Genomic DNA, 22,153 nt, shown 5'->3' on the forward strand with positions numbered 1-22,153 from the left:
CTGCACTGCCCGCATGGCGCGGGCCAAGGCTGAAGTTTTGTCGTCCACACGCGAAAACCCCGTAGCCTGACGGCTAAGGGGGACAACGTTGGCCGCAATGCCTTAGTTTTTTCTAGCCGCTAACAGCCGACAAGTCAAATGGCCGGGGCCGCCGGCAGGCGGGAAAATCGGGAAAATCCCCCGGGGCACGCGCGCCGGGAGGCAGCGGCCGCAAAAAAGGGAGGGGCACCCCAGCCGGGATGCCCCTCCCTTTCAGGACACTGCCGGAGCAGCGGGCCGTCAGGACGGACGGTTACCGGTAGGCGCCTTCGCGCGTGCATCTGGCGGGATCGAACAGGGTGCCTTCCATGCGGAACTGTTCGAAGATGTAGGCGTTCTCCTTGTGCTCGCTCCAGCGCGCGCCGCCGCGGGCATGGGTGAGGATGCGCGGCCTGGGCAGGGCGGCCGGGTCGCGCATCTCGAACTCGTCGCAGGTGCCGACGCCCTGCAGGGCCAGGGTGGGCACGTCGGCGCTGGACATGAAGGCATCGCTGATGCGCAGCTCGCCGCGCCGGTGGGGTTCCTTGACCATCAGGAGGGCGTGGGGACGGCCGGGAGCGTAGGGCGCGGTCTGGAAGACGGTGCCGTCGGGGTATTCCTTGCCGTCGTTGTAGGCGCGCTCCACCATGGGGCTGTCGCTCTCGCCGTGGTCGGAGACCAGGATGATGCGCGTGTTGTCGTAGATGCCGGCTTTCTTGAGCTGGTCGAAGAAGATCATCAGGTAGCGCATCAGGTGGCGTTCGGCGTAGTAGTGCTCGGGCAGCAGGCCGTTGACGTGGAAGAGCTGGCCTTCGGTGGCCGGATAGGGGTCGGCCACGATCTCGGGCTGGCCGTCCTTGAGGTCGGGCGCGTAGTGCCACATGTAGTGGGACAGCATGGTGTAGAAGACCTTGGCCGTGCTGCGCGGGGCATCGGTGGTGATGCCCGAGGTGAAGGCGAAGCGGAAGAAGGCGTCGCCCGCGCGGCAGGCGTCCATGCTGGCCACCAGGATGCCGTCGCCGGCATCATGCCAGTTGCCGTCGTCGTAGATCTTCTGCTTGAGGATGTTGGGCGAGGCCTGGAACAGGCCCAGCATGGCGAAGAAGCTGCTGAAGTCCCGCAGGCTGGTGCCCTGGTGGTACTTGAGCTGGAAGTCGTCCTTGACCTGGGGCACGGTGGTGACGTTCTTCGCCGTGCCGAGGTGACGCTCGTAGAAGTCCCGGTTGAAGAACTCCAGGCCGTTGATCATGCAGACATCGTAGCCGTGGGCCGCGAAGTTGCGGGGCATGACGGCAAAGGCGCTGTTGATGTTCTCTTCCAGGGTCACGTCGCGGCGGGCGTTGACGGCCGCCGGGCTGTAGGCATGGCCGCCGTAGATGCTGGGCAGGCTCATGACCGTGGCGTCGGCCATGGAGACGGTGTCGGGATACCAGACGAAGCCGTCCATGCCCTTGCGGAAGCCGTTGGTGAACCAGGGGTCGTCCAGCATCCGTTCGATATGGCCGCCGGTGAACATGTCCATGACGACGACGATGACGTTCTCGCCGTCCCTGGAATAGGACTGCATGTCCGCCACATAGGCGGGCGGGGTGAAGCTGGTCTTGGCCTGTTCGGGCTCTTCGGCGGTCAGGGCGTTCCAGGCCGTGAGGGCCACCAGGGAGAACACGGCGATGGACAAGACGCGCGGCAGCTGCAGGCGCACCCTGGGGAAGGCGAACAGCAGGGCCGTCAGGCCCAGGGCCAGCAGCACGGGCAGCAGGCCGTCCCTGAAAGTGCTCATGGGGCCGGTGAGGGCGGCCTCGCGCAGGAAGCGGATGCCGTCCAGGGCGCCGAAGTGTCCGGGCAGCACGAAAAGGTCCACAAAGGCCAGGCTCAGGGCCCAGAAGGCCACGAAGGCCGGGATGGTCTTGGCCCTGGCCGGGAACCAGAGCCAGAGCACGAAGACCACGAAGAAGGTCAGCGAAAGGTAGCGCACCATGCCCAGCAGCACGTCCAGGGGACCGGCGGCGAAGAAGTTGGGATCGCTGGCATAGGACTGGAAGGGCACGTACAGGAAGATCAGTATGGCCAGACCGGCGCAGGACAGGCTGTAGACCGAGCGCATGGTGGCGGCCATGACGGTGTTCATGCCGCCCTGGGCAAAGCCGGGCTTGCGGAAACGGGGCAGGCGGATGGGCAGGCGCAGGTTCTGGAGCAGGAAGAAGACGTTGTTCATGGTCCAGAAGATGAGCAGGGCCGAGGCCGCGTTGTACAGCAGCGCCAGGAAAAAGAAGGCGATGATGATGGCCTGCAGGGTGTCCTTGCGCGTCAGGCCCGGAGTGGTCAGCGTGGCGATGATGTTGACCACGGTCATGATGATGGGCAGGGCGTTGACGCCCCAGAGCAGGCCGTCGGGCCGCGAAAGGTCGGGGATCATCAGGCAGGGCTGGCCCTGCAGCTGGGTGAGCCCCAGGATCATGTAGTACGCGCCGGTCAGGAAGGGGATCTGCAGGGCCACGCCGAAGGCCGAACGGACGGCCAGCAGCGGATGGTAGGCATAGCGCTTGTAGAGGTTGTTGATGCGGCGCTGGCGCTCGGCCCCCTTGGACTCCTTGCGGATGCGGGCCAGCTGCGGGGCCATGATCATCTGGAGCTTCTTTTCCCGGGCCTGGGTGCCCACGGCCAGGCGTCCCAGGGGGATGAAGGCCACGGCGCTGATGCAGGACAGGACGAGGATGCTCAGGCCGTAGTTGTGGGTGAACTGGAGGCTGCCGAGATAGATGGCCCGGTAGATGATCTCGATGGGCAGGATGAATATCTCATACAGAAGCGACATGGCGTTTCCTTGAAAGCATATCCGGCAAGGGCCGTGCTATTTCGTTTGGGGGGCGGCTTGGGCCGCGTGTCCGGCGTCCATGCGGGCCAGGGTGTCCACGGTCCACTGGGCGATGGCTTCTCCGCTCCGGCCCCAGCAGGCCACGGTTTCCTCGCGGAAGGCGGCGATGGCCGAGGACGGGGTCTTGAGGGCGCGTTCCACCACGGGCACGATATTGTTGAAGTCCTCGGGCGAGACCACCTCGCCCAGACGGGCGGCCACGGTGTCTTCCCAGATGACGCCCAGGTCCGCCACCTCGTAGAGCTCGGGGTTGCGCACGGGGATGTCCAGGGTGATGACGGGCTTTTCGTAGAGGAAGGCGAAGTCGAAGCGCACGCAGGACTTGTCCGAGATCATGACGTCGGCCCGGCTCATGGAGGCGGTGGCGTCCATCTCGGTATCGAAGCTGACGTTGGGATAGTCGCGCAGCATCTCGTGGATGGTGTCCAGCATCTCGGTCTCCACCTTGAGGGACTGGGGATGCGGGCGCAGGATCACGTCATAGCCGGCCCTGGCCAGATCCAGCAGGAAGTTGGGGCCGCAGATGTTGAGGCAGCCCTTGTTGCCCCACGAGGGCGCCACCAGCACCACGGGCGGGGTGCTCCGGCCTTCCTTCTTGCGGGCCTTGGCGGCCAGCTCGTCCAGATAGGGCAGGCCCAGGGAGACGCATTCCTTGGGGGGCAGGCCGCGCAGTTCTTCCACCTTGCGGATGCTGGGCAGCATGAAGTCCCCCACCATGAGGACGGCGTCGTAATGGTCCAGGGAGCCTTTCTGGTACATGGCGATGTCGCCCACGCCGTGGCAGATGTGGGCCAGGTTGGCCACGCGGCGCGGTCGCGGCATGGGAAAGCCGGGCGTGCCGATGTTGGGCGTGGTGGAGAGCATGATGTCGGCGCGCCGGCCGGCGGCACGGGCGAAGGCCGCGGACCCCGTGCCGATGTAGCGCGAGTTCATGAGGTCGTTCTCGATGGTCAGGGCCGGGTCCTCCACATCCATGGTGATGTAGGAGAAAGGCACGCCGCGGCGCAGGAAGGCATCGATGACGGGCTTGAAGGTATAGTAGTAGCTGCGGCCTTCGGAGAACATGAGGATGCGCTCGTGGTGCAGCTGCTGTTGGGGACGGCGTTCGCCCTTGGCCTTGCCCATGATGGCATAGACGATGTTCTTGACGAAATAGAGCACCGTCCCCACCAGGCTGATGGCCAGGTAGACCAGCACGTTGCCCGTGCCGGGGTCGAGATAGGCATAGGAGGGCGCGGGGAACAGGGCCTCCAGCAGCAGCCAGAGCCCCAGATAGGCGCCCACGGAAATCAGAAAACCGCGCTTCATGCCAGTTTTTCTCCGCGTTGCAGCAGTTTGAGGTTGCGGTCCATTTCCGCGATGCGGCCACGACCGTAGTCGATGCATTCGCGGTAGAAGCCCCACAGGCCCCAGATGTAATCCACGATGATCATGGCCTTGAGCAGGCGGGTGCGGTCCGCGCCGCTGGCTTCGATGAAGCAGTCCAGCAGGGGGCCGGAAAGGCGGGTCTCGGTGACGAAGCTGGCGTAATCCCAGTAGGGCGAGCAGAAGCAGGCGTACTCGAAGTCGATGAGCTTGATGTCGTCGCCCTTGCGCAGGATGTTCTCCAGCACGAAGTCGCGATGGCAGAAGCGCTTCTCGTCCTTGTCCATCTCGCGGGCGAAATCATAGAACAGCTCGCGTTCGTGGTCGGTCAGCAGGTTGACGCCGCTCTGGCGTTCGTAGAGCTTGACCTCGGAAAGCACGGAGAGCACGGCGCTGGGGCCGTAGGTGTCGCGGAAGCCCGCGGGCATGCGGATGTCGTGCAGGCGCCGCATGATGTCCACCACCCCGAGCACCTCGAACCGGTCCAGGGTGTCGTGGTTCAGGATGCGGTAGCCTTCCAGGAAGTCCGTGGTCTTGATGCCGCCCGCGTAGAAGTGGCATTCGGGCGTGATGTCCAGATCCTTCACCATCTCCAGCATGGCCGCTTCCACGCTGCGGTCGATGATCTGGTCGGTGCCCTGGCCGGGGATGCGCAGCACCAGGCCCTTGCCGTCCAGCTGGATGTGGTAGGTATCGTTGGTCAGGCCCTTGAGCTTTTCGGCCATCTGGGTCTCGGAGCACTGGTCGGCCAGTTCGTCGGGCGTCAGCAGGCCCAGGGAAAGGGCGTCGCTCAGGCTGTCGATCTCGCAGAGCAGCATCTTCACCCGGGTGGCGTAGACGGGCACGCGGTCCAGGATGCGGATGACGGCATCCTCCCAGTAATCGTCCGGGCCGCTCTTGTCCAGTTCCTCGCGGATGAGGGCCGCGGCCTCCTCGGTCCAGTAGGAGACGCCGGACATGCAGTAGCCCGAGGGCGAGTCCTTGCGCACGGCCACCACGCGGTCGCCGGCATCGGTGATCAGCTCCCACTCGCGGCCCTGCTGGGTCTGCTGGCAGATGAACTGCGAGACCCCGGGGCGCACCAGGGGCACCACCGGGCGGCGGATGTAGGTGTCACCGTCGATGACCAGACTGTCGCCCAGACGGTGGGCCACCAGCTGGAGGGAGGAATAGTTGTTGGCCGTGGCGTACTGCGCCGAGACGATGAGCTGGACGCCGTACTTGTCCACGAGATAGTTGAAGCATTCGTGCTTGTAACCGACCACCAGGGCGATGTCGGTGACGCCGTCGGCATGGAGCTGGCGGATGGTGCGTTCCACCAGCGGGTAGCCGCCGATATTGAGCAGGGGCTTGGGCTTCAGATAGGTGAAGGGGCGCAGACGCGTCCCGAAGCCGGCACAAAGAATGTTGGCACGCATGGGAACCACTCCTGTGCGTTGTGCGGGGATGTGGCGGACATCCGCGCTGCTGGTGAGGGGGCTGCGCTCGGGCAGGAGAACCTTTCCCCCGGAGTCCGCGATCCCGGATGCCGCATCCGGGGTGCGGAGGTTTCTCACGACAGGCGAAAAAAGGCAAGGGCTGCCCGGTGGTTGCCGCCGGGCGGGTCAGGGCCGGGAGGGTGCGGGAGACGGCCCGGTCCATGCTGTACAGGTAGAAGCGTCAGTTTTTTGTGAGCGGGGCACGGGCCGGGGAAAGATCCCGGCTCAGTCGTCCTTGCGGGGGGTGGCCGTATCCCCCGGCGCGGGACGGAACGAAAGGACACGGCAGCGGTGCGGCGCGGGGGCCTCCTGTTTTTCCGGCATGAGGTCGAAGCCGGGGGCCAGGGGCTGGGCCGCGGGGGCGGGGCCGTCCTCGTGCGGCTGGGCCTGCTGTGCCCAGTAATAATTGAACAGCTGGTTCTTGTAGCGTTTGGCCTGGATCATGGAAAAGACCAGGACGGCCTCTTCCCAGCGCTGGGTCGGTTCGAAACGGCTGGCGATGGTGGCGTACTTGCTCCACAGCGACATGAGCGACGCCTCGTCGAGGGCATCCAGCTGGCGGGCAAGGCGGGTGAGCAGTTTTTCCATGGTTTCCTCCGGCAAAAGCGCGCGTATACCGCGCCGTCGTTATGGCTTATTTGCGGGCCTGCGTCAAATCCGCCGCCCCGCCGGATCGGGGACAGCCCCTGCGGCGGGCCCTCCGGTCCCCCGGGGCGCGCACTGGTGGACAGGGGCGTTTTGTGCTACACCATTGCCGCGCCGCGAAGCGCTTTCACCTTTTGCTAGGCATACCTGGAGGCATCATGACGACCGACCTGAAGGCCATGTACAAGAAAGTCCACAAGGACGCTTTTCCCGAGACCATGACCATTTTGCTGGGTGACGAAAAACTTGTGTACCACAAGCGCGTCTGGACCCTGGACAACGAGGAAAAAGGCCTGCGCTACGGCGAAAACCCCGACCAGCCCGCTGCCCTGTACGAATTGCGTGAAGGCGGCATCACCTGCGGCGGCCTGCGCTGGCGTGGTCCCGGTCAGGGCATCGTGTCGGCCATGACCGAGGCCCAGATGATCCAGGCCGGCAAGCATCCCGGCAAGACCAACCTCACCGACGTGGACAACGGTGCCAATATCCTGCAGTACCTCAGCGAGCGCCCCGCGGCCATCATCCTCAAGCACAACAACCCCTGCGGCGCCGCCTGGGACGACGGCGGCGTGGCCGCCGCCCTGGACAAGGCCTTCTGGTGCGACCGCATCGCCGCTTTCGGCGGCGCGGTGGTGGTCAACCGCCCCTTCACCCGCGAGGCCGCCGAGATGGTGGCCGCCAGCTACTTCGAAGTGGTGGCCGCTCCCGCCTATGAGGAAGGCGCCGTGGAGATCCTCAAGGGCCGCAAGAACCTGCGCATCATGGAACTGCCCGGCCTGGGCCGCCTGGACGAACTGACGCAGTCCGCCTTCCTGGACATCAAGAGCCTGGCCGACGGCGGTATCGTGGTGCAGAAATCCTTTGTGAACCGCATCCTCACCGATGCCGACTTCCTGCCCGCCGAAGCCACGGACAAGAACGGCGTCACCGTCACCGCCCGCAAGCCCAACGCCCAGGAGATGGCCGACCTGCGCTTTGCCTGGGCCGTGGAGGCCGGCGTGACCTCCAATTCGGTCATCTTCGCCCGCAACGGCGCCACCGTGGCCATCGGCACCGGTGAGCAGGACCGCGTGGGCTGCGTGGAACTGGCCATCCACAAGGCCTACACCAAGTATGCCGACACCCTGGCCTTCCGCGAGCACAAACTCTCCTTCTACGAGCTCAAGCAGAAGGCCGCCACGGACGCCGCCCTCAAGGCCGCCCTGGACGATATCCAGGCCCGTACCCAGGCTGCCCGCGGCGGCCTGCCCGGCACGGTGCTCATCTCCGACGGCTTCTTCCCCTTCCGTGACGGCGTGGATGCCGCCATGGCCCAGGGCGTCACCGCCATCGGCCAGCCCGGCGGCTCCATGCGCGACGCCGAAGTCATCGCGGCCTGCAACGAAGCCAGTCCGCAGGTGGCCATGGTCTTCACCGGGCAGCGTTCCTTCAAGCACTAGTCCCCAGAGGGCACGGCACCGGCCGGTGCCGTGCCCTTTTTTCATGTCCGCGGCCCTGCCGCCTTCCCGTCAGCCAAGGATGCCCGCCGTGTCTTCCCATCCCCGCACGCCCCGCACAGGGGCCCCGTCCGCCCGTATCTGCATCTCCGCCCTGTCCGGGGGCGGCGGCAAGACCCTGCTCTCGCTGGGCCTGGCGCGGGCCTTTTCCCGGCAGGGGCTGGCCGTCCAGCCCTTCAAGAAAGGCCCGGACTATATCGACGCGGCCTGGCTCTCGCTGGCGGCCGGGCGGCAGGCCAGCAACCTGGACCCCTATTTCCTGCCCCCCGCACGCCTGCGGGCCCTGTTCCGCCATGTGGTGGGACGCGGCCGGGCCCGGCTGGCCCTGCTGGAGGGCAACCGCGGCCTTTTCGACGGCATGGACGTGCGCGGTTCCTGCGCCACGGCCGAACTGGCCCGTACGCTGGACTGTCCGGTGCTGCTCAGCCTGGACTGCACCAAGATGACCCGCACGGCGGCGGCCCTGGTGGCCGGGGTGCGGCATTTCGAGCCCGGCCTGCGTCTGGCGGGCGTGGTGCTCAACCAGGTGGCCTCGGCCCGGCACGAAGGCATTTTGCGTGAGGCCATCACCACCTATACGGACGTGCCCGTGCTGGGGGCCATCCCCCGCCTGCGCGAGAACCCCCTGCCCGAGCGGCACATGGGCCTGGCCTCTTTGTGCGGCGACGAGCTGGCCCCGCAGGCCCAGGAGATCCTGGAAAAGCTGGCGGACGTGGTGCGCGGCCATGTGGACATGGAGCGCGTGCTGGCCATCGCCGACGATCTGCCCGCCCTGCCCGAAGAGCCGGATTTCTGGGACGAGGCCGCCTGGTCCGGGGAGGGACGCGCCGTCTCCTCCGGCGGGGGACAGCCTGTTGCCGGAGGCGCGGACACGGTCTTCGCTGCCGGGACGGGGACATCCTGCGGCGAGGAAGCTCCGCCGGAAGCCGCGTCCGTCACCTCCCCTCGGGCCGTGCCGTCTGCCGTGCCGCAGACGGGCGGGGAAGCCTGCGGGGGCGCCGGGGCCCTCCCCGGCCCGGTCCCTTGTCCCCCGGCCGGCGCGGGAGGACGGCACGGGCCCTCTGCGCCGCGCATCGGCTATGTGCGCGACAGGGCCCTGTGGTTCTACTATGAGGAGAACCTCGAAGCCCTGCGCCGGGCCGGGGCGGAGCTGGTGCGCCTTTCCCTGCTGGACGGTGCGCCGTGGCCGGAGCTGGACGGCCTGTATCTGGGCGGCGGCTTTCCCGAAGACTGGGCCCGGGAGTTGTCGGCCTCGCCGCATCTGGCCCGTCTGGCCACGCTGGCCGGAGAGGGCCTGCCCGTCTATGCCGAATGCGGCGGCTTCATGGTCCTGGCCTCGGCCCTGGAGCGTGACGGGCAACGCTGGCCCATGAGCGGCATCTTTCCCGTGGAGACCCGCTTCTGTCCCAGGCCGCAGGGCCTGGGCTATGTGCGGGCCGAGGTGGTGCTGACCAATCCCTATTTTCCCCAGGGCACGGTCCTGCGCGGCCATGAGTTCCACTATTCCCTCTGCCACGAGCCTGCCGACGTCAGCGGCCGTCTGGAGCATGCCCTGCGCCTTTGCAAGGGCACGGGCATGGGCCGCGATGCCGGGGGCCACGGCCGGGATGGCCTGGTGCGCGGCCGGGTCTGGGCCGCCTACTGCCATATCTTCGCCCCGGCGGTGCCCGGATGGGCCTCCCGTTTCGTGGAGCTGGCCCGCTGCTACCGCCAGGAACGGGTTGGGAGATAGGGAAGGTTTTTATGAGGGGGGAGAGGGACACCTTTTTGGAAAAAGGTTCTCCCTCTCCCCCCTCAAGCTCCCCCCTTTCCCTTCCAAAAACTTTTGTCGGGAGGCGTCGCAGGATATGGCGGGCCTGCTGACAGTGCTGCGGCGGGCACGATCAGCGGATAGGGACGGGCCCTGTGTTGTTGTAAAGATCAAAGGCGGCGTTCCCGGAGTGTGGCTCCGGGAACGCCGCCTTTTTTGCTGTGGGGGAAAGGAGGGCGCACGGGGAGGACGTTTTGCTGCGCGAGTGGCCGGATGGCGGCCTCAAGGGGCGTGCCTGCTGGCGGCGCAGGGACCTTGCGGGCATCGGCAGCGGAGGGCAGGGGCCTTCCCGGCGTGTCCCTGGGTTCCTAGAAACGGTTCAGGATGAGCGTGTCCAGGGACAGCTTGGGCACATAGTGCACCTGTTCGGCATCACGCCAGTAGCCCAGGGCGCCGCTTTCGGGCACGTCGGCCACGCGGCGCACTTCCCTGGCCACGCCAAGGCCCAGGACCAGCGTGGGGCGCAGGTCGTCGGGCAGCCGGACCAGTTCGCGCACGCCGTCATGGTCGAACGAGGCGATCATGCAGCAGCCCCAGTCACGGCTGGAGGCGGCCAGGTTGATGGTCTGGGCCGCGATGCCGGTATCCAGCCAGACCAGGTCGCCCGCGCTCTTGGGCATGCTCATGACGATGAAGCCCGTGGGGCGCTCGCCGGGGAAGGGGCCGCCCCAGTCCTTGAGGGCCGCGGCCCATTTGGTCATGCCGAACAGGCGCCGGCAGGTCTCGCCGGGGCCCACGAGGCTGTAACGCAGCTGCTGGGCGTTACGGGCGCAGGGGGTAAGGCGGGCGCAGTCCACCAGCCATTCCAGATCCGCCATCTGCAGCGGACGTTCTTCCTCGAAACGGCGGCAGGTACGGGCCTGCTCCACCAGCGTCCTGAAGTCGGTCATGGGCTTCTCCTGAACGGCAGATCTTCTGTCTGCCGGTTGCGGTGAGCGATGTTGTTCCGGTGCGTCTTGCGCCCCGCGCGCAGGCGGGGAAGACTCCTTATGCGGGCTGGCATTGTCAGCTTTTGGGTTGCGCCCCGCGCGCAGGCGGGGAAGACAGGTCTTCCCCCGCCATGACAACACGGATGCCCGGCCTTTTTCAAGCGGAGATTTGGGGACGGACAGCGCGGGAAGCGGCAGAAAAAAAGAGGAGGACATCCGTCCCCCCCTGGAAAAAGGCGCCTGCCGCCGTGCCGTTCTAACGGTGCTGGCTCGTGTGGTCGAAGGCCAGGGCATAGAGATGGTGGAAAAAGTCCACATACTCCACATGCACATGGTCCGGGGTCTTGATGCGCGCCGGGGCAAAATTGAGGATGGAGGTGATGCCCGCGTCCATCAGGTGCTGGGCCGCGCGCTGGGCGCGCTCGGGCGGCGTGGTGATGATGCCGATCTCGATGTTCTGCTCGGCCACCATGGCCTTGAGGTCCTTGGTGCAGTGCACTTCCAGCCCGTGGACGATCTCGCCTATCTTGAAGGGGTCGCAGTCGAAGATGCCCACGATGTTGAAGCCGCGGGCGCGGAATTCACCGTGGTTCAGGATGGCCTTGCCCAGGTTGCCGACGCCCACGAGCGCCATGCGCCATTCGCGGTCGACCCCCAGGGAGGAGGTGATGGCCGCAATGAGGGAGGTGATGTGATAGCCCACGCCGCGGATGCCGAATTCGCCGAAGTAGGCCAGGTCCTTGCGGACCTGGGAGCCGTTGACCCCGCAGGCCTCGGCCAGGGGGTTGGAGGAGATGACTTCAACGCCGTCGCGCGCAAAATTTTCCAGCACCTGCACATAGGTGGCCAGGCGCTGGATGGTGGCGCGGGGGATATGTTTGCTTTTGGGTTCCGTGGGCATAATAGCTACCTGCTCAAGCTTGTGATGCTTTTGTGAAATTTAGTCTTTTCAACTTAATGGAAAAAAAAGGAATCCGCAAGCACCGGAAATGCAGCCCGTGTTTCTTCCATCTCCAGGCGGGCGAAATGATAAGCCAATATAATCAGTCTGCTGGCAGTGTGAATGGGGAAAGGGAAAAAAGTCCGGTCCCAGAAAATATTTTGGCGGAGGCGGTCACGGGCCGCGGGCCCCCGGCGGCGGCCGGCGGACGGCGAAAAAAAAGGCACTTTGTTACATTACGCAACAATTGCGTGAAGGAGCGGACAACCACGCCTGCGCCGGGACAAAAAAAGGGGGGACCGAAGTCCCCCCGTTGCAGCATTACTGCCTGGACGGCCTACGCATAGGGGTTGGCGTACAGCAGGATGAAGCTGATGACCAGGGCGTAAATGGCCAGGGATTCGATGAAGGCGAAGGCCAGGATCATGGTACCGGTCACTTTGCCGCTCACGTCGGGGTTGCGGGCGATGCCTTCGCAGGCGCCCTTCAGGCCCAGACCCATACCGATACCGCAACCGAAGGCGGCGATGCCGATGCCGAGAGCGGCGGCCAGGCAGGTGTAACCCAGGGAAGCGGAATCAAGCTGGTTGGCGGCGAAAGCCATGGAAGCCATACCCAGCAGGGCCACGGTGTTCAGGGCGATCATCAGAAGTTTGCGCATGTGACACTCCTTCAACAGTTTGTATAAGTTGGGTCGTTTCCGACCATTCCCCACAGATTCGGGGCTGCCGCAGGGGCAGCGGGCTGATTAATGTTCCGGGGCCTCGATGGCGCCCTTGATGTAGAACATGGTCAGCATGAAGAACACGAAGGCCTGCATGGTCTTGCCCAGCAGGAACAGGGCATAGATCGGGATGGTGCCCAGGATGGGAGCCATGACGAAGAAGAGCACCATGACGATTTCTTCACCGCGGATGTTGCCGAAAAGACGGAGGGAAAGAGAGACGGGGCGCGACAGGTGCGACACGATCTCCAGGGGGAACATCAGCGGGATGAGGAACTTGGAGGGCCCGGTGAAGTGGTGCACATAGTGCGCCTTCCAGCGGATGATGCCCAGGGCGTTGTAGAACACGAGCACGAACAGGGCCATGCTCACGGTGGTGTTCAGGTTGGCCGTGGGGGCGTCGAAGCCGGGGATCAGGCCCAGCAGGTTCATGCCGAAGATGTAGATGAACATGCCGGCCAGCAGGGGCACGAAGCGGCGGCCGGCCTCGCCCATCGTGTTGCAGATGAAGTTCTCGATGGTATCGATGAGGGCTTCAAAGAAGTTCTGCATGCCCCCGGGCACCAGGGTCAGGCGACGGCGCACGAGATAGGCCACCACAAAGAGCACGGCCATACAGACCCAGGAGTAGAAGACATGTTTGAATTCCACCACCTGTCCGCCGATCGTGATCTGGTCCATGTTGCAGAACGTGGAGAGTAATACCGGATGCGGCAAACCACCAGCCATGAGACATGCCTCCTGCTTGGTTAAGGTGAAAAATCCGGCGCTAGCGCTTTCCGGCCGCGCGGCTTGCCCACGCGTAGGTAATGAGCGCCAATGCCGTGGCGGCGGCCAACCCTCCCAGCAGGGCCGTCAGCGGCGCCCCGCACACTGCAAGGGCCACATAGGTCACCACGGCCAGTACGGCCAGTCTGCCTCCCCAGCGCAAGAGCACCACGCGCAGGAACGCCGTACTGTATTCACCAAGGGGCTGCCGCAAGAAAAAGCGGGCCAATCCCCAAAAAGTCCAGGTTATCATTGCCGCGCCCACGCCGAACCACAACAGGCCGGGCATGTGCGCATAACCGACGCCGCCCATCCCGAGGCAGATGCCGGTAAACAGAATCAGATTCCGCACCAGCGGCAGAATGACCGGATGACTTATACCCCGACGCCAGAGCCAGTTGTCAATATCTTTCAGCAAGGGTCCCAACATTATCCGTCACTGCGGTCGTGACCGCCGGTCTTCGTGCCTTCGCCCTCGGGGGCTTCCGGGCCGGTCGTGCCGCTGCGCAGCCGCGCCGCGGGGGCCTTGCCGCCGGTCTCCCGGCTGACGGCGGCGGTCTCCGCCGCGCAGGCCCGGGCGATGCTGTCCGGGACGACCGTTTTTTTCTTCAGCGTGGCGCGCTCGGGCCTGTCGGCCAGGGCTTCGGCACGTTTCTGTTCTTCTTCGCGGGACATCTTGCGCAGCAGGCGCCGGGTATCCTCATAGACGTTCATGAAGCCGGCGATGATCCCCATGACCAGGAAGACCAGCTTCAGCCAGGGACCCGTCCCCAGCCAGGCGTCGAGCCCGTAGCCGATGGCGAACCCCACCAGCGGGCCGCTCACCATGTGCATGCCGATGACGCCCGTGGTGGCAAGGGATTCCATGCCCTTGCTCTGCTGTTTGAAAATGTCCTTCAGTGACACGTTTTCTCCTGCCTCCGGCTGTGATGACGGGCGGGCGGGGACCGCAAAATCGTTTGGGCCCCCTGAAGCCGTGTCAATGTACAAATTATCACAATGGCATGGCTGCGTCAATGCAATTTGTGGATTTGCACCGGCTTCCTGCCAGGAAGGGCGTGCGTCCCGCGCTTCTATCTTGCTGAAAAAGAAGATATTTTTTAACTATCTGACATATTTTATAAAAAAGGCCGAGAGCCCCGGAAGCGTCAAAAATCCGTACCGTGCCGCACCGGGGAACGGCCCCCGCCTCAGGTGCGGCGCTGCCAGCAGCTCACGCTTTCCACATGCGGGCTGTGGGGGAAGAGGTCCAGGGGCGTCACCTGCATCAGTTCATAGTCGGCGGAGAGGGCCCGGGCATCGCGGGCCAGGGTGGCCGGGTTGCAGGAGATGTAGACCAGGCGTTCCGGCGCCAGATGGCGCAGGGCCGCCAGGGCTTCCGGGGCCACACCGCCGCGCGGCGGGTCCAGCAGGGCATGATCCCAGTGGCCGGGGCCGTGCTCGCGGGCCAGGGCCGTCAGCAGGCGGGCGGCGTCCCCGGCCTCGTAGCGGCAGTGGCCGAAGCCGAAACGGCGGGCATTGCGTTCCGCCAGGAGCACGGCGCGGCGGTCGTATTCCATGCCCAGCACCTCGTCGAAATGTCCCGCTGCCAGCAGGCCCGGAGCTCCGGCGCCGCAATAGACGTCCAGCAGGCGGCGGGGCGCCGCGCCCGGCCGGGGGGAGAGGAGCTGCTCCACGGCCGTGGCGGCCAGCCGTTCGGCGGCCAGGCCGTTGACCTGGAAAAAGGAAGCGGGATCGAGGCCGAACCAGCGGCCGCCCAGGGGCAGATACAGCGGGGCTTCGTCGCCCGGCAGGGCCTCGCCCCGCCGGTCGAGGCAGAGCACGCGCCGCTCCCCGGCCACCAGGGCGTCAGGGGTGGCGCGTTCCTCATGGACGAAGGCCTGGACGCAGGGGAAGGCATCCAGCAGTTCCCGGCCCATGCGGGCCACCGTGCGGCGCTGTTCCGCCGTGCCGGGGCTGGTGACGCAGGTGAGCCACCAGCGGCGTCCCGGGGCATCGGCCGCGGCGGCCTGTGCCGGAGCGGGATCGGGCCAGCCGCAGCGCACCACCAGGAAGCGCCAGAAGCCGCACTCCTCCGCACCGGGGCGTTCCCGCCGGGGGCGGCGTCCGCGTCCCTTGTCCGTCCGGGGGCGCAGGCGGCCTTCCTCGGCGGCGCTGCGCGGCGGCACATAGGCGGGCAGGCCGCTGCGGGCGGCCAGACCGGCGCAGGCCGTGACCAGTCCCGGCCCCTCAGCGGGCAGCAGGGCGCAGCCGGGCACCGGCAGCACCTGCAGGCCGCCGCGCCGGCGCAGGCCCAGGCACAGGCCGCTGCCGTCGGCAGGGCCGAAGGCGAATTCCATCTTGTTGCGGAAGGCCCGCTGTTCCGGGGAGCCCAGGGCGGGCCGCAGGGGCAGGGCGGCATCCCGGCCCAGGCCGCCGATGCGCTCCAGGGCATCGCGCACCAGCTGGCCTTTCCAGCGCAGCTGGGCCGCATAGGGCAGGCGCTGCCAGGGGCAGCCGCCGCAATCCTCGCCGTGGGGGCAGATGTCCGCCGCCAGGGCCACATCCTCCAGCACCGCCGTGCGCCGGGCCTCCCAGAAGCGTTTCTGGCGGCGGATGATGCGGGCCCGCACCGTCTGGCCGGGCAGGGAGCCCGCGACGAAGATGACGGGCCCTCCGTCCTCGGGGCGGTGCAGGCCGCGGCCGTCGTGGGCCAGGGCGTCGATGCGGCAAACGATCTCGTCGGTCATGGCGGAACAGGGGGTTGGGGTGGCGGAGGGCAGGCCGGAGAGGCCCGCGGCACGATGATCTTTCTTGTAGCGGCTTTGCCCCGGGCTGGCAATGCGCGTCCGGCGGCGGGATGGTCCCCCGCCCCTCCCGCGGCGGGAAAAGCGCGTCCGGCGTGGGAAAAATCCGTCGTCAGGCAAAAAAGCATTGCCTCCCGGCCTTTCCTGTGCTATGCAACGCAACTGGCCTACGCCTCTGTCTGGCCCCGACTACCGCGCGTCCCGCCACAGGATGCGTGGCCTGTGGCGCGGCCAAGAACAAAAATCACTTGACTTTTCTTGCAGCATGAGGCAAACAGGCCTCTCTCTTTTCGGAGGTTTAAGAGCATGTACGCTATTATTGAAACGGGCGGCAAACAGTACCGCGTCGAAGAAGGTTCCAAGATCGTTGTGGAAAAGCTCGCTGGCGAAGCCGGCAGCGAAATCAAGCTGGACAAGGTGCTGATGCTTGGCGGCGCCGACGTGAAAGTGGGCGCTCCCTATGTGGAAAACGCTGCCGTGACCGCCGAAGTGGTGGAACAGGGCCGCGGCGCCAAGGTCATGGTGTTCAAGCGCTGGCGTCGTAACGACTCGCGCAAGCTGCGCGGTCATCGTCAGGACTGCACCACCATCCGCGTCAAAAGCATTAACGGCTAGCTTGGCGGCGTGTCCCCGCGGGGACGCACGGCAATCTGCCTTGTAAGGAGTATACCATGGCTCATAAGAAAGCAGGCGGCTCTTCGCGTAACGGCCGCGACAGTGCGGGCCAAAGACGCGGCGTGAAGCGCTTTGGCGGCCAGAACGTGCTGGCTGGCAACATCATCGTGCGTCAGCTCGGCACCAAGATCTATCCCGGCACCAACGTGGGCATGGGCAGGGACTACACCCTGTTCGCCAAGGTTGACGGCGTGGTGCGTTTTGAAAAGTACATCCGCAAGCGTCGCGTGCTCACCCGCGTGCATGTGGAAGCCCCCGTTGCCGAATAACGGCGCGGCAAGGCGTGATTTTTGAAGGGAAGAGGCCGCAGGGCTTCTTCCCTTTTTTGCTTTTTCAGGCCCCTGCGGCCTGCGGTACGCCCGCAAGGCGTCCCGAAGATCAGGGTGGCGACACCCGGGAGATGTTTCATGCGTTTTGTGGACGAAGCTACCATCCAGGTCCGGGCCGGCAAGGGCGGCCACGGCTGCGTGTCTTTCCGGCGTGAAAAGTTCGTGCCCCGCGGCGGGCCGGACGGCGGTGACGGCGGCAGGGGCGGTTCCGTCATCCTCAAGGCGGACAGCCGCCTGCTTTCCCTCTACGACTTCCGCCTCAAGCGCCAGTACGAGGCCCGCAACGGCCAGCCCGGCATGGGCAGCCAGTGCAACGGCCGCAAGGGCGAGGACCTCATCCTGGGCCTGCCCGTGGGCACCCTGGTCTATGCCCGCGACGAGATGGGCGAGGAATACCTGCTGGCCGACCTGCGCGAGCCCGGCATGGAAGTGGTGGCCGCCCAGGGCGGTCGCGGCGGCATGGGCAACGAGCATTTCAAGACGTCCACCATGCGCGCCCCGCGTTTCGCCCAGCCCGGCGAGCCCGGCGAGGAACGCGAGCTGCGCCTGGAACTGAAGATCCTGGCCGACGCCGGTCTGCTGGGCCTGCCCAACGCGGGCAAGTCCACCTTCATCTCGCAGGTCTCGGCGGCGCGGCCCAAGATCGCGGCCTATCCCTTCACCACCCTGACCCCCAACCTGGGCGTCATGATCGACGAATACGATCCTGACCGCCGCATGGTCATCGCCGACATCCCCGGCCTCATCGAGGGCGCCCACGAAGGCCAGGGCCTGGGCCACCGCTTCCTCAAGCATGTGGAGCGCACCCGCTTTCTGGTGCACATCCTCAGCATCGAGGACGTGAGCGACGACAACCCCTGGGCCGGTTTCGAGCTCATCAACGAGGAGCTGCGCCGCTTCGACCCCGAACTGGCCGAACGCCGCCAGATCGAGGTCATCAACAAGATCGACCTGGTGGACGAGGAGCGTCTGGAAGGGCTGCGGGCCCGCGCCCGTGCCGACGGCCGCGAGGTCTTCTTCATCTCGGCCCGTGACGGCATCGGCATCGGGGATCTGGTGGCCGCGCTCTGGAAGCTGCGCGACGAAGTGCAGGTGCACGAGCCCCTGCACCACTTCGTGGAAGCCGGGAACGTGGACGAAGAGGAGTTCGAGGACATCGAAGTCATCTACACCCGCGAGTGACGCGTGCGGGGCGGGGCCGCGGGGCCGCCTGGCAGGCCGTGCTCCTGCCCCGTTTTTCGTCACTCAGGAGGAGAAGCATGAAACATATCCTTTTGTCCTGCCTCCTGCTGCTGGCCCTGTGCGCCACCGCCCCGGCCGCCCCTGTGGAGAGGCAGACCTTCCGCGTGGTCGCCCCCGAGGGCTGGACCGTGACCGCCGTGCCGGACGTGGGCGAAGGCGTGGTGCTGGTGGCCCCGGACAAGTCCGTGAGCGTCACCATCGTCACCGCCGCCAGCGGGACCATGACGCCGGAACAGCTGGCGGCCGACTATGAGCAGAAGCTGCACGCCGCCCGTGTGGCGCAGAACGGCAACTATTACGGCCTCAAGGGCATGGCGGGCGACCTGCCGCTGGAGGTCTGCCTCTGGACCTTCGACGGCATGCACGGCGTGGCCAGCATCGTGGGCCGCACCGGCCATCCCGCCCTGCAGGGCATCGTGGACTCGCTGGAGTTCTACAAGTAGGCCGTCTCTCGTGTATTTCATGAGGGGCGGGGCGCAGCCTCCCAGCCTCCCTGTTGTCCGGCAAAGCTCCCGAACGTCATTCCGTAACGCCGGGGAGCCTGCCGTCAGCCGGGGAGATGTCGGGCATGGTCCGGTGCACTCCCCCCTCAGATCATCACAGAAACCAAAAAGGACGCCGGATTATCCGGCGTCCTTTTTTTCGTCACGGCTCCGGCAGGGGACCATGACGCCATATGCGGGGGATTTCTGGTGATGTCCCTCTTGTCGGCCCTGCCCGTCATCAATGATGTTTCGAAGGACGGCAGGGAATCGGCGTGTCGGCTTCGTGCGGGATCACAGGGCCGGGACTTTTATCCCGCTCATTCGGCAGACAGGCTTTCGGGGGAAGGATGCCTTTCGCTGTCTTCCGAGGGCAGGGCGCTGCAAGACTGCCGCCGTGCCGCGACGATGCTTTGGCCGGCGAAGACCTTCTGCCCCACCGCCACACGGGGCATGTAGTCCGGGGGAAGGTAGAGATCGACACGGGAGCCGAACTTGATCATGCCGATGCGTTCCCCTTTTTTGCCCATGCCGCCTATCTCCGCATAACTGACGATGCGCCGGGCTATAAGCCCCGCGATCTGTACCATGACGAAATCCCCGTCATCGGCCTTCAGGGCATAGGCGCAGCGTTCGTTGTCCCGGGAGGCTTTGTCCAGGGACGCGTTGAAGAATTTGCCGGGATAGTAGCGGATGTCCTTGATGGTGGCATCGACCGGCATCCGGTTCACGTGCACGTCAAAAAGGTTCATGAAGATGCTGATGCAGGTGCGCCGCTCCCCCGTGAACGGCTCGCCGACCTGCTCGATCCGCACGATCCTGCCGTCGGCCGGACTGAGGGCACAATGTCTTTCCTGCGGGCATACCCGGTCGGGATCACGGAAAAAATGGCTGGACAGCCAGAGCACGAGCAAAAAGGCCAGGGCCGGGAACCAGAGCCCCAGGAGGGCGAACAGGAGCGCGCTGAACGCGACAAGGGCGAGGAACGGGAAACCTTCCCTGCATATGCCGATTTGGGGATGTTTCATGCGTATGTCTCCAAGCTGGGAGGCCTCCATGCACGGGCAGGGAGGCCTTCCCCAGTCAGGCTACACGAGTGACGGACACAAAAAGTCCGTCCCGTGCTGCCTCAGGATGTCGGCGCCGTCATAGTGGGCCCGTTTCTCAAGGAATTTCCCGTCCTTGAGCGTGATCATGAACATCAGGGAAAAACGCACCTTTTTGTTCGTGGGCGGGAGGCCGAGAAAAGGCCTGGTGTGGACCCCTTCATAGACCAGATAGCAGGCCACCTTGTCGCCTTCCGCAAACATGTTGTGGATGCGCATGGTAAAGCCCGGGCAGGCGTCCATATGGTTCTTTTCCTGCCGGATGAACTCATCGGCCGAAAGGGGATGGTCTATCTGGGAGTAGAAGCGGAAATCAGGGTGGCACAGGTCCTTCAGCGCATCGTAGTTGTTCTCTTCGATGAGCTGATAGAACTTTTTGACGACAGCTTTGTTTTCTTCAGGGGACATGGATGTGCTCCTTGCTGGGTGGTGGTAGTGCGGATCCGCGTATCCTTCCAGGAGGTCTGCATTGACGCTAATCCTTATAGCAGCTATAAGGTCAAGCACTTTTCTTGCGATGTCGTCCCCTGCACGTCGGAGAGGTGAACATGAGGATAGGAGAGGTCGCAAAAATTTCCCGCTGCCCGGCGGTCACCATCCGCTACTATGAAAAGATCGGCTTGCTGCCCAACGCAAAGCGGACGGCGTCAAACTACCGAATCTACGATCAGAACGATCTGGAGCGCCTGCGCTTCATCCGCCATTGCCGCAACCACGGCATGTCGCTTGCCGACATCGAAAAACTGTTGTCGCTAAAGGATGATGACGGTGTCCTTCATGATGGGGACATCGTCGCTATCGTCGAATCCCACAGGAAAAACATAAAAGCGCAGATCGCCTCGCTGACTGCCCTGCTCCGCAAACTGGACGACCTGGTCGCCGACCCGGCCGGAGGAAAGGAAAAAGGGGACAGGATCATGGAGACGCTGGGGGCGCCGTGCCCCGCCTGTTCCGATTATGCGCGATTCCCGCATGACCCCTCATGAAGGAGGGAGGGGCGGCCGGAAGATGGGGCCGCCTGCTGGAAAACACTGCCACTTTGCACACTGGCTGTTTGTCGTGCTTTGGGCTATGGTCAGGCGGCGTCCGCCGGAGGCGGACGGGAATGTTTCAGAGCCCTTGCAGGAGCGATTATGGAAAGACAGGCCGATTGGCGACAGGAAAAAGCACAGGCACTGGCCCGTGCCCGTGTGGTGGTCATCAAGGTGGGCAGTGCGGTATTGACCGATGCCCGGGGGCTGGGCACGCCCGTGCTGGAAAGCCTGGCCCGTCAGATGGCCGCCCTGCGCACCGCGCCGGACGGGCATGAACGCCGTCTGGTGCTGGTCTCTTCCGGGGCCGTGGCGGCCGGTCGCGCCGTCCTGCGTGCCCACGGCCACAGCGGCGAGACCTCCGGCCTGTCCGCCCGCCAGGCGGCTGCCGCTGTGGGACAGGGCCAGCTCATGCGCGCCTGGGACGAGGTCTTCCGCGCCCATGATTTTCCCACCGCGCAGGTGCTGCTCACCCGCGACGACCTGCGCGCCCGGCAGCGCTTCCTCAATGCCCGCAACACCTTTGCCGAGCTCATGGACTGGGGCGTGCTGCCCATCGTCAACGAGAACGACACGGTTTCGGTCAGCGAGCTCAAATTCGGTGACAACGACTGCCTGGCCAGCCTGCTGGTCAACCTTATCGGTGCCGACCTCTACATCAACCTGACCTCGGCTCCCGGCGTCTACGCGGCCAACCCGCAGGACGTGCCCGACGCGGGCATCCTGGAATGCGTGGAGGACGTGGCGGGCCTGGATCTGGGCCGCATGTGCGGCGGCAAGACCAGCGTGGGCACCGGCGGCATGTATTCCAAATTGCAGGCCGCGCGCCGTGCCGCCCAGCTGGGCGTGCCCACCCTCATCCTGCCCGGCCGGGAGGCGGACGTGCTGGCGCGCGCCTTTGCCGGCGAGGCCGTGGGCACCTGGATCCGTCCCGAGGAACACGCCATCCCGCGGCGCAAGTTCTGGCTGGCCTACCAGTCCGATCCGGCGGGCACGGTGCTGGTGGATGCCGGTGCGGCCGAGGCCCTGCTCAGCAAGGGCGGCAGCCTGCTGCCCGGCGGTGTGCGGCAGGTGCTGGGCAATTTCCAGAAAGGCGCGCTGGTGCGCGTGGCCCGCCTGGGCGAGAGCGACAGCCACGCCGGCCTGGGCGTGGGCCTGTCCAATTACAGCGCCGCGGACCTGCGCAAGATCATGGGCCTGCGGCGCCATGAGGTGGCCGCCATCCTGGGCGACGCCCATTACCCCGAGGTCATCCACCGCGACAATCTGCTCATGGATGCCGCCGTCTAGGCGGTACATCCTTTCCCGGGCAGGAGAGCCTGTGCGGCATGGCCGCCGGTGCCCGCGGGCGACGGCTCAGGGGCACGGCGTCCGGGGGCGTCATCCGGGGGGCGGGCCCTTCCACGGGCGCGGACGGGGGCCCGGGTACGGCGTGTGCGCGGCCTGGCGGACCG

The 22,153-nt window shown here is 65.7% G+C and carries 21 protein-coding genes; 8 read left to right on the forward strand and 13 right to left on the reverse strand.

The window, feature by feature from the left end:
- Nucleotides 1-292: 292 nt before the first annotated feature.
- The 4 genes from DESPIGER_RS09765 to DESPIGER_RS09780 form a co-directional block, all read right to left on the reverse strand.
- The gene (locus tag DESPIGER_RS09765; RefSeq protein ID WP_072336169.1) at nt 293-2,833 is read right to left on the reverse strand and encodes a YidC/Oxa1 family membrane protein insertase; all 2,541 of its coding nucleotides are present in this window, start codon (nt 2,831-2,833) and stop codon (nt 293-295) included.
- Between the two features lie 36 nt (nt 2,834-2,869).
- On the reverse strand, nt 2,870-4,201 hold the full coding sequence (locus DESPIGER_RS09770; RefSeq protein WP_072336172.1) for a CDP-glycerol glycerophosphotransferase family protein: 1,332 nt from the start codon (nt 4,199-4,201) through the stop codon (nt 2,870-2,872).
- Complete coding sequence (locus tag DESPIGER_RS09775; RefSeq protein ID WP_072336175.1) at nt 4,198-5,676, reverse strand: phosphotransferase; 1,479 nt, start codon at nt 5,674-5,676, stop codon at nt 4,198-4,200. Before DESPIGER_RS09775 ends, DESPIGER_RS09770 begins: the two co-directional genes overlap by 4 nt.
- A gap of 285 nt (nt 5,677-5,961) precedes the next feature.
- A complete protein-coding gene (locus tag DESPIGER_RS09780; RefSeq protein ID WP_072336177.1) occupies nt 5,962-6,324 on the reverse strand; it encodes a hypothetical protein in 363 nt (120 codons plus the stop codon).
- A 215-nt stretch (nt 6,325-6,539) separates the two neighbouring features.
- On the opposite strand from DESPIGER_RS09780, the gene DESPIGER_RS09785 reads away from it, so the two are divergent.
- Together DESPIGER_RS09785 and DESPIGER_RS09790 are read left to right on the forward strand one after the other, a co-directional pair.
- Nucleotides 6,540-7,820, forward strand: coding sequence for an IMP cyclohydrolase (locus tag DESPIGER_RS09785; RefSeq protein ID WP_072336179.1), 1,281 nt, complete (start codon nt 6,540-6,542; stop codon nt 7,818-7,820).
- A 79-nt stretch (nt 7,821-7,899) separates the two neighbouring features.
- Nucleotides 7,900-9,609 (forward strand): cobyrinate a,c-diamide synthase, encoded by a 1,710-nt coding sequence (locus tag DESPIGER_RS09790; RefSeq protein WP_072336182.1) that lies wholly within the window; start codon nt 7,900-7,902, stop codon nt 9,607-9,609.
- A gap of 386 nt (nt 9,610-9,995) precedes the next feature.
- Here the strand turns inward: DESPIGER_RS09790 and DESPIGER_RS09795 are convergent, their stop codons facing one another.
- The 7 genes from DESPIGER_RS09795 to DESPIGER_RS09825 form a co-directional block, all read right to left on the reverse strand.
- On the reverse strand, nt 9,996-10,577 hold the full coding sequence (locus DESPIGER_RS09795; RefSeq protein WP_072336185.1) for a nitroreductase family protein: 582 nt from the start codon (nt 10,575-10,577) through the stop codon (nt 9,996-9,998).
- A gap of 295 nt (nt 10,578-10,872) precedes the next feature.
- Nucleotides 10,873-11,517 (reverse strand): redox-sensing transcriptional repressor Rex, encoded by a 645-nt coding sequence (locus tag DESPIGER_RS09800; RefSeq protein ID WP_072336188.1) that lies wholly within the window; start codon nt 11,515-11,517, stop codon nt 10,873-10,875.
- 376 nt (nt 11,518-11,893) lie between these two features.
- Nucleotides 11,894-12,217 (reverse strand): ATP synthase F0 subunit C, encoded by a 324-nt coding sequence (atpE, locus tag DESPIGER_RS09805; RefSeq protein ID WP_006007371.1) that lies wholly within the window; start codon nt 12,215-12,217, stop codon nt 11,894-11,896.
- Nucleotides 12,218-12,304: 87 nt separating this feature from the next.
- On the reverse strand, nt 12,305-13,009 hold the full coding sequence (gene atpB / locus DESPIGER_RS09810) for a F0F1 ATP synthase subunit A (protein ID WP_072336190.1): 705 nt from the start codon (nt 13,007-13,009) through the stop codon (nt 12,305-12,307).
- A gap of 40 nt (nt 13,010-13,049) precedes the next feature.
- Nucleotides 13,050-13,400: a hypothetical protein gene (locus DESPIGER_RS09815; RefSeq protein WP_231927564.1), complete on the reverse strand. Its 351-nt coding sequence runs from the start codon at nt 13,398-13,400 to the stop codon at nt 13,050-13,052.
- Between the two features lie 77 nt (nt 13,401-13,477).
- The gene (locus DESPIGER_RS09820) at nt 13,478-13,954 is read right to left on the reverse strand and encodes an AtpZ/AtpI family protein (protein WP_072336196.1); all 477 of its coding nucleotides are present in this window, start codon (nt 13,952-13,954) and stop codon (nt 13,478-13,480) included.
- A 284-nt stretch (nt 13,955-14,238) separates the two neighbouring features.
- Nucleotides 14,239-15,777, reverse strand: a complete 1,539-nt coding sequence (locus DESPIGER_RS09825; protein ID WP_072336199.1) for a class I SAM-dependent RNA methyltransferase — start codon at nt 15,775-15,777, stop codon at nt 14,239-14,241.
- A gap of 363 nt (nt 15,778-16,140) precedes the next feature.
- On the opposite strand from DESPIGER_RS09825, the gene rplU reads away from it, so the two are divergent.
- The 4 genes from rplU (at nt 16,141) to DESPIGER_RS09845 (ending at nt 18,523) form a co-directional block, all read left to right on the forward strand.
- A complete protein-coding gene (rplU, locus tag DESPIGER_RS09830; RefSeq protein ID WP_006007380.1) occupies nt 16,141-16,449 on the forward strand; it encodes a 50S ribosomal protein L21 in 309 nt (102 codons plus the stop codon).
- Between the two features lie 56 nt (nt 16,450-16,505).
- On the forward strand, nt 16,506-16,778 hold the full coding sequence (rpmA, locus tag DESPIGER_RS09835; RefSeq protein WP_040369732.1) for a 50S ribosomal protein L27: 273 nt from the start codon (nt 16,506-16,508) through the stop codon (nt 16,776-16,778).
- A gap of 138 nt (nt 16,779-16,916) precedes the next feature.
- The gene (gene obgE, locus DESPIGER_RS09840; protein WP_072336202.1) at nt 16,917-18,020 is read left to right on the forward strand and encodes a GTPase ObgE; all 1,104 of its coding nucleotides are present in this window, start codon (nt 16,917-16,919) and stop codon (nt 18,018-18,020) included.
- A 77-nt stretch (nt 18,021-18,097) separates the two neighbouring features.
- Nucleotides 18,098-18,523, forward strand: a complete 426-nt coding sequence (locus tag DESPIGER_RS09845) for a hypothetical protein (RefSeq protein ID WP_072336205.1) — start codon at nt 18,098-18,100, stop codon at nt 18,521-18,523.
- Nucleotides 18,524-18,882: 359 nt separating this feature from the next.
- Here the strand turns inward: DESPIGER_RS09845 and DESPIGER_RS09850 are convergent, their stop codons facing one another.
- Together DESPIGER_RS09850 and DESPIGER_RS09855 are read right to left on the reverse strand one after the other, a co-directional pair.
- Nucleotides 18,883-19,590, reverse strand: coding sequence for a phosphatidylserine decarboxylase family protein (locus tag DESPIGER_RS09850; protein ID WP_072336207.1), 708 nt, complete (start codon nt 19,588-19,590; stop codon nt 18,883-18,885).
- Between the two features lie 60 nt (nt 19,591-19,650).
- On the reverse strand, nt 19,651-20,076 hold the full coding sequence (locus DESPIGER_RS09855) for an ester cyclase (RefSeq protein WP_072336210.1): 426 nt from the start codon (nt 20,074-20,076) through the stop codon (nt 19,651-19,653).
- Nucleotides 20,077-20,216: 140 nt separating this feature from the next.
- Here DESPIGER_RS09855 and DESPIGER_RS09860 point away from each other — a divergent pair, with 140 nt between their 5' ends.
- Nucleotides 20,217-20,654 (forward strand): MerR family transcriptional regulator, encoded by a 438-nt coding sequence (locus tag DESPIGER_RS09860; RefSeq protein ID WP_083575371.1) that lies wholly within the window; start codon nt 20,217-20,219, stop codon nt 20,652-20,654.
- A gap of 147 nt (nt 20,655-20,801) precedes the next feature.
- Nucleotides 20,802-21,989: a glutamate 5-kinase gene (gene proB / locus DESPIGER_RS09865; protein ID WP_072336216.1), complete on the forward strand. Its 1,188-nt coding sequence runs from the start codon at nt 20,802-20,804 to the stop codon at nt 21,987-21,989.
- Nucleotides 21,990-22,153: the final 164 nt, after the last annotated feature.

The organism is Desulfovibrio piger (genome assembly GCF_900116045.1).
Taxonomy (GTDB): Bacteria; Desulfobacterota; Desulfovibrionia; order Desulfovibrionales; family Desulfovibrionaceae; genus Desulfovibrio; species Desulfovibrio piger_A.

Excerpts from the sequence above, each read along its gene's own strand:
- DESPIGER_RS09765 (WP_072336169.1), bottom strand. The coding sequence starts at position 2,833 with ATGTCGCTTCTGTATGAGATATTCATCCTGCCCATCGAGATCATCTAC.
- DESPIGER_RS09770 (WP_072336172.1), bottom strand. The coding sequence starts at position 4,201 with ATGAAGCGCGGTTTTCTGATTTCCGTGGGCGCCTATCTGGGGCTCTGG.
- DESPIGER_RS09775 (WP_072336175.1), bottom strand. The coding sequence starts at position 5,676 with ATGCGTGCCAACATTCTTTGTGCCGGCTTCGGGACGCGTCTGCGCCCC.
- DESPIGER_RS09780 (WP_072336177.1), bottom strand. The coding sequence starts at position 6,324 with ATGGAAAAACTGCTCACCCGCCTTGCCCGCCAGCTGGATGCCCTCGAC.
- DESPIGER_RS09785 (WP_072336179.1), top strand. The coding sequence starts at position 6,540 with ATGACGACCGACCTGAAGGCCATGTACAAGAAAGTCCACAAGGACGCT.
- DESPIGER_RS09790 (WP_072336182.1), top strand. The coding sequence starts at position 7,900 with ATGCCCGCCGTGTCTTCCCATCCCCGCACGCCCCGCACAGGGGCCCCG.
- DESPIGER_RS09795 (WP_072336185.1), bottom strand. The coding sequence starts at position 10,577 with ATGACCGACTTCAGGACGCTGGTGGAGCAGGCCCGTACCTGCCGCCGT.
- DESPIGER_RS09800 (WP_072336188.1), bottom strand. The coding sequence starts at position 11,517 with ATGCCCACGGAACCCAAAAGCAAACATATCCCCCGCGCCACCATCCAG.
- atpE (WP_006007371.1), bottom strand. The coding sequence starts at position 12,217 with ATGCGCAAACTTCTGATGATCGCCCTGAACACCGTGGCCCTGCTGGGT.
- atpB (WP_072336190.1), bottom strand. The coding sequence starts at position 13,009 with ATGGCTGGTGGTTTGCCGCATCCGGTATTACTCTCCACGTTCTGCAAC.
- DESPIGER_RS09825 (WP_072336199.1), bottom strand. The coding sequence starts at position 15,777 with ATGACCGACGAGATCGTTTGCCGCATCGACGCCCTGGCCCACGACGGC.
- rplU (WP_006007380.1), top strand. The coding sequence starts at position 16,141 with ATGTACGCTATTATTGAAACGGGCGGCAAACAGTACCGCGTCGAAGAA.
- rpmA (WP_040369732.1), top strand. The coding sequence starts at position 16,506 with ATGGCTCATAAGAAAGCAGGCGGCTCTTCGCGTAACGGCCGCGACAGT.
- obgE (WP_072336202.1), top strand. The coding sequence starts at position 16,917 with ATGCGTTTTGTGGACGAAGCTACCATCCAGGTCCGGGCCGGCAAGGGC.
- DESPIGER_RS09845 (WP_072336205.1), top strand. The coding sequence starts at position 18,098 with ATGAAACATATCCTTTTGTCCTGCCTCCTGCTGCTGGCCCTGTGCGCC.
- DESPIGER_RS09850 (WP_072336207.1), bottom strand. The coding sequence starts at position 19,590 with ATGAAACATCCCCAAATCGGCATATGCAGGGAAGGTTTCCCGTTCCTC.
- DESPIGER_RS09855 (WP_072336210.1), bottom strand. The coding sequence starts at position 20,076 with ATGTCCCCTGAAGAAAACAAAGCTGTCGTCAAAAAGTTCTATCAGCTC.
- DESPIGER_RS09860 (WP_083575371.1), top strand. The coding sequence starts at position 20,217 with ATGAGGATAGGAGAGGTCGCAAAAATTTCCCGCTGCCCGGCGGTCACC.
- proB (WP_072336216.1), top strand. The coding sequence starts at position 20,802 with ATGGAAAGACAGGCCGATTGGCGACAGGAAAAAGCACAGGCACTGGCC.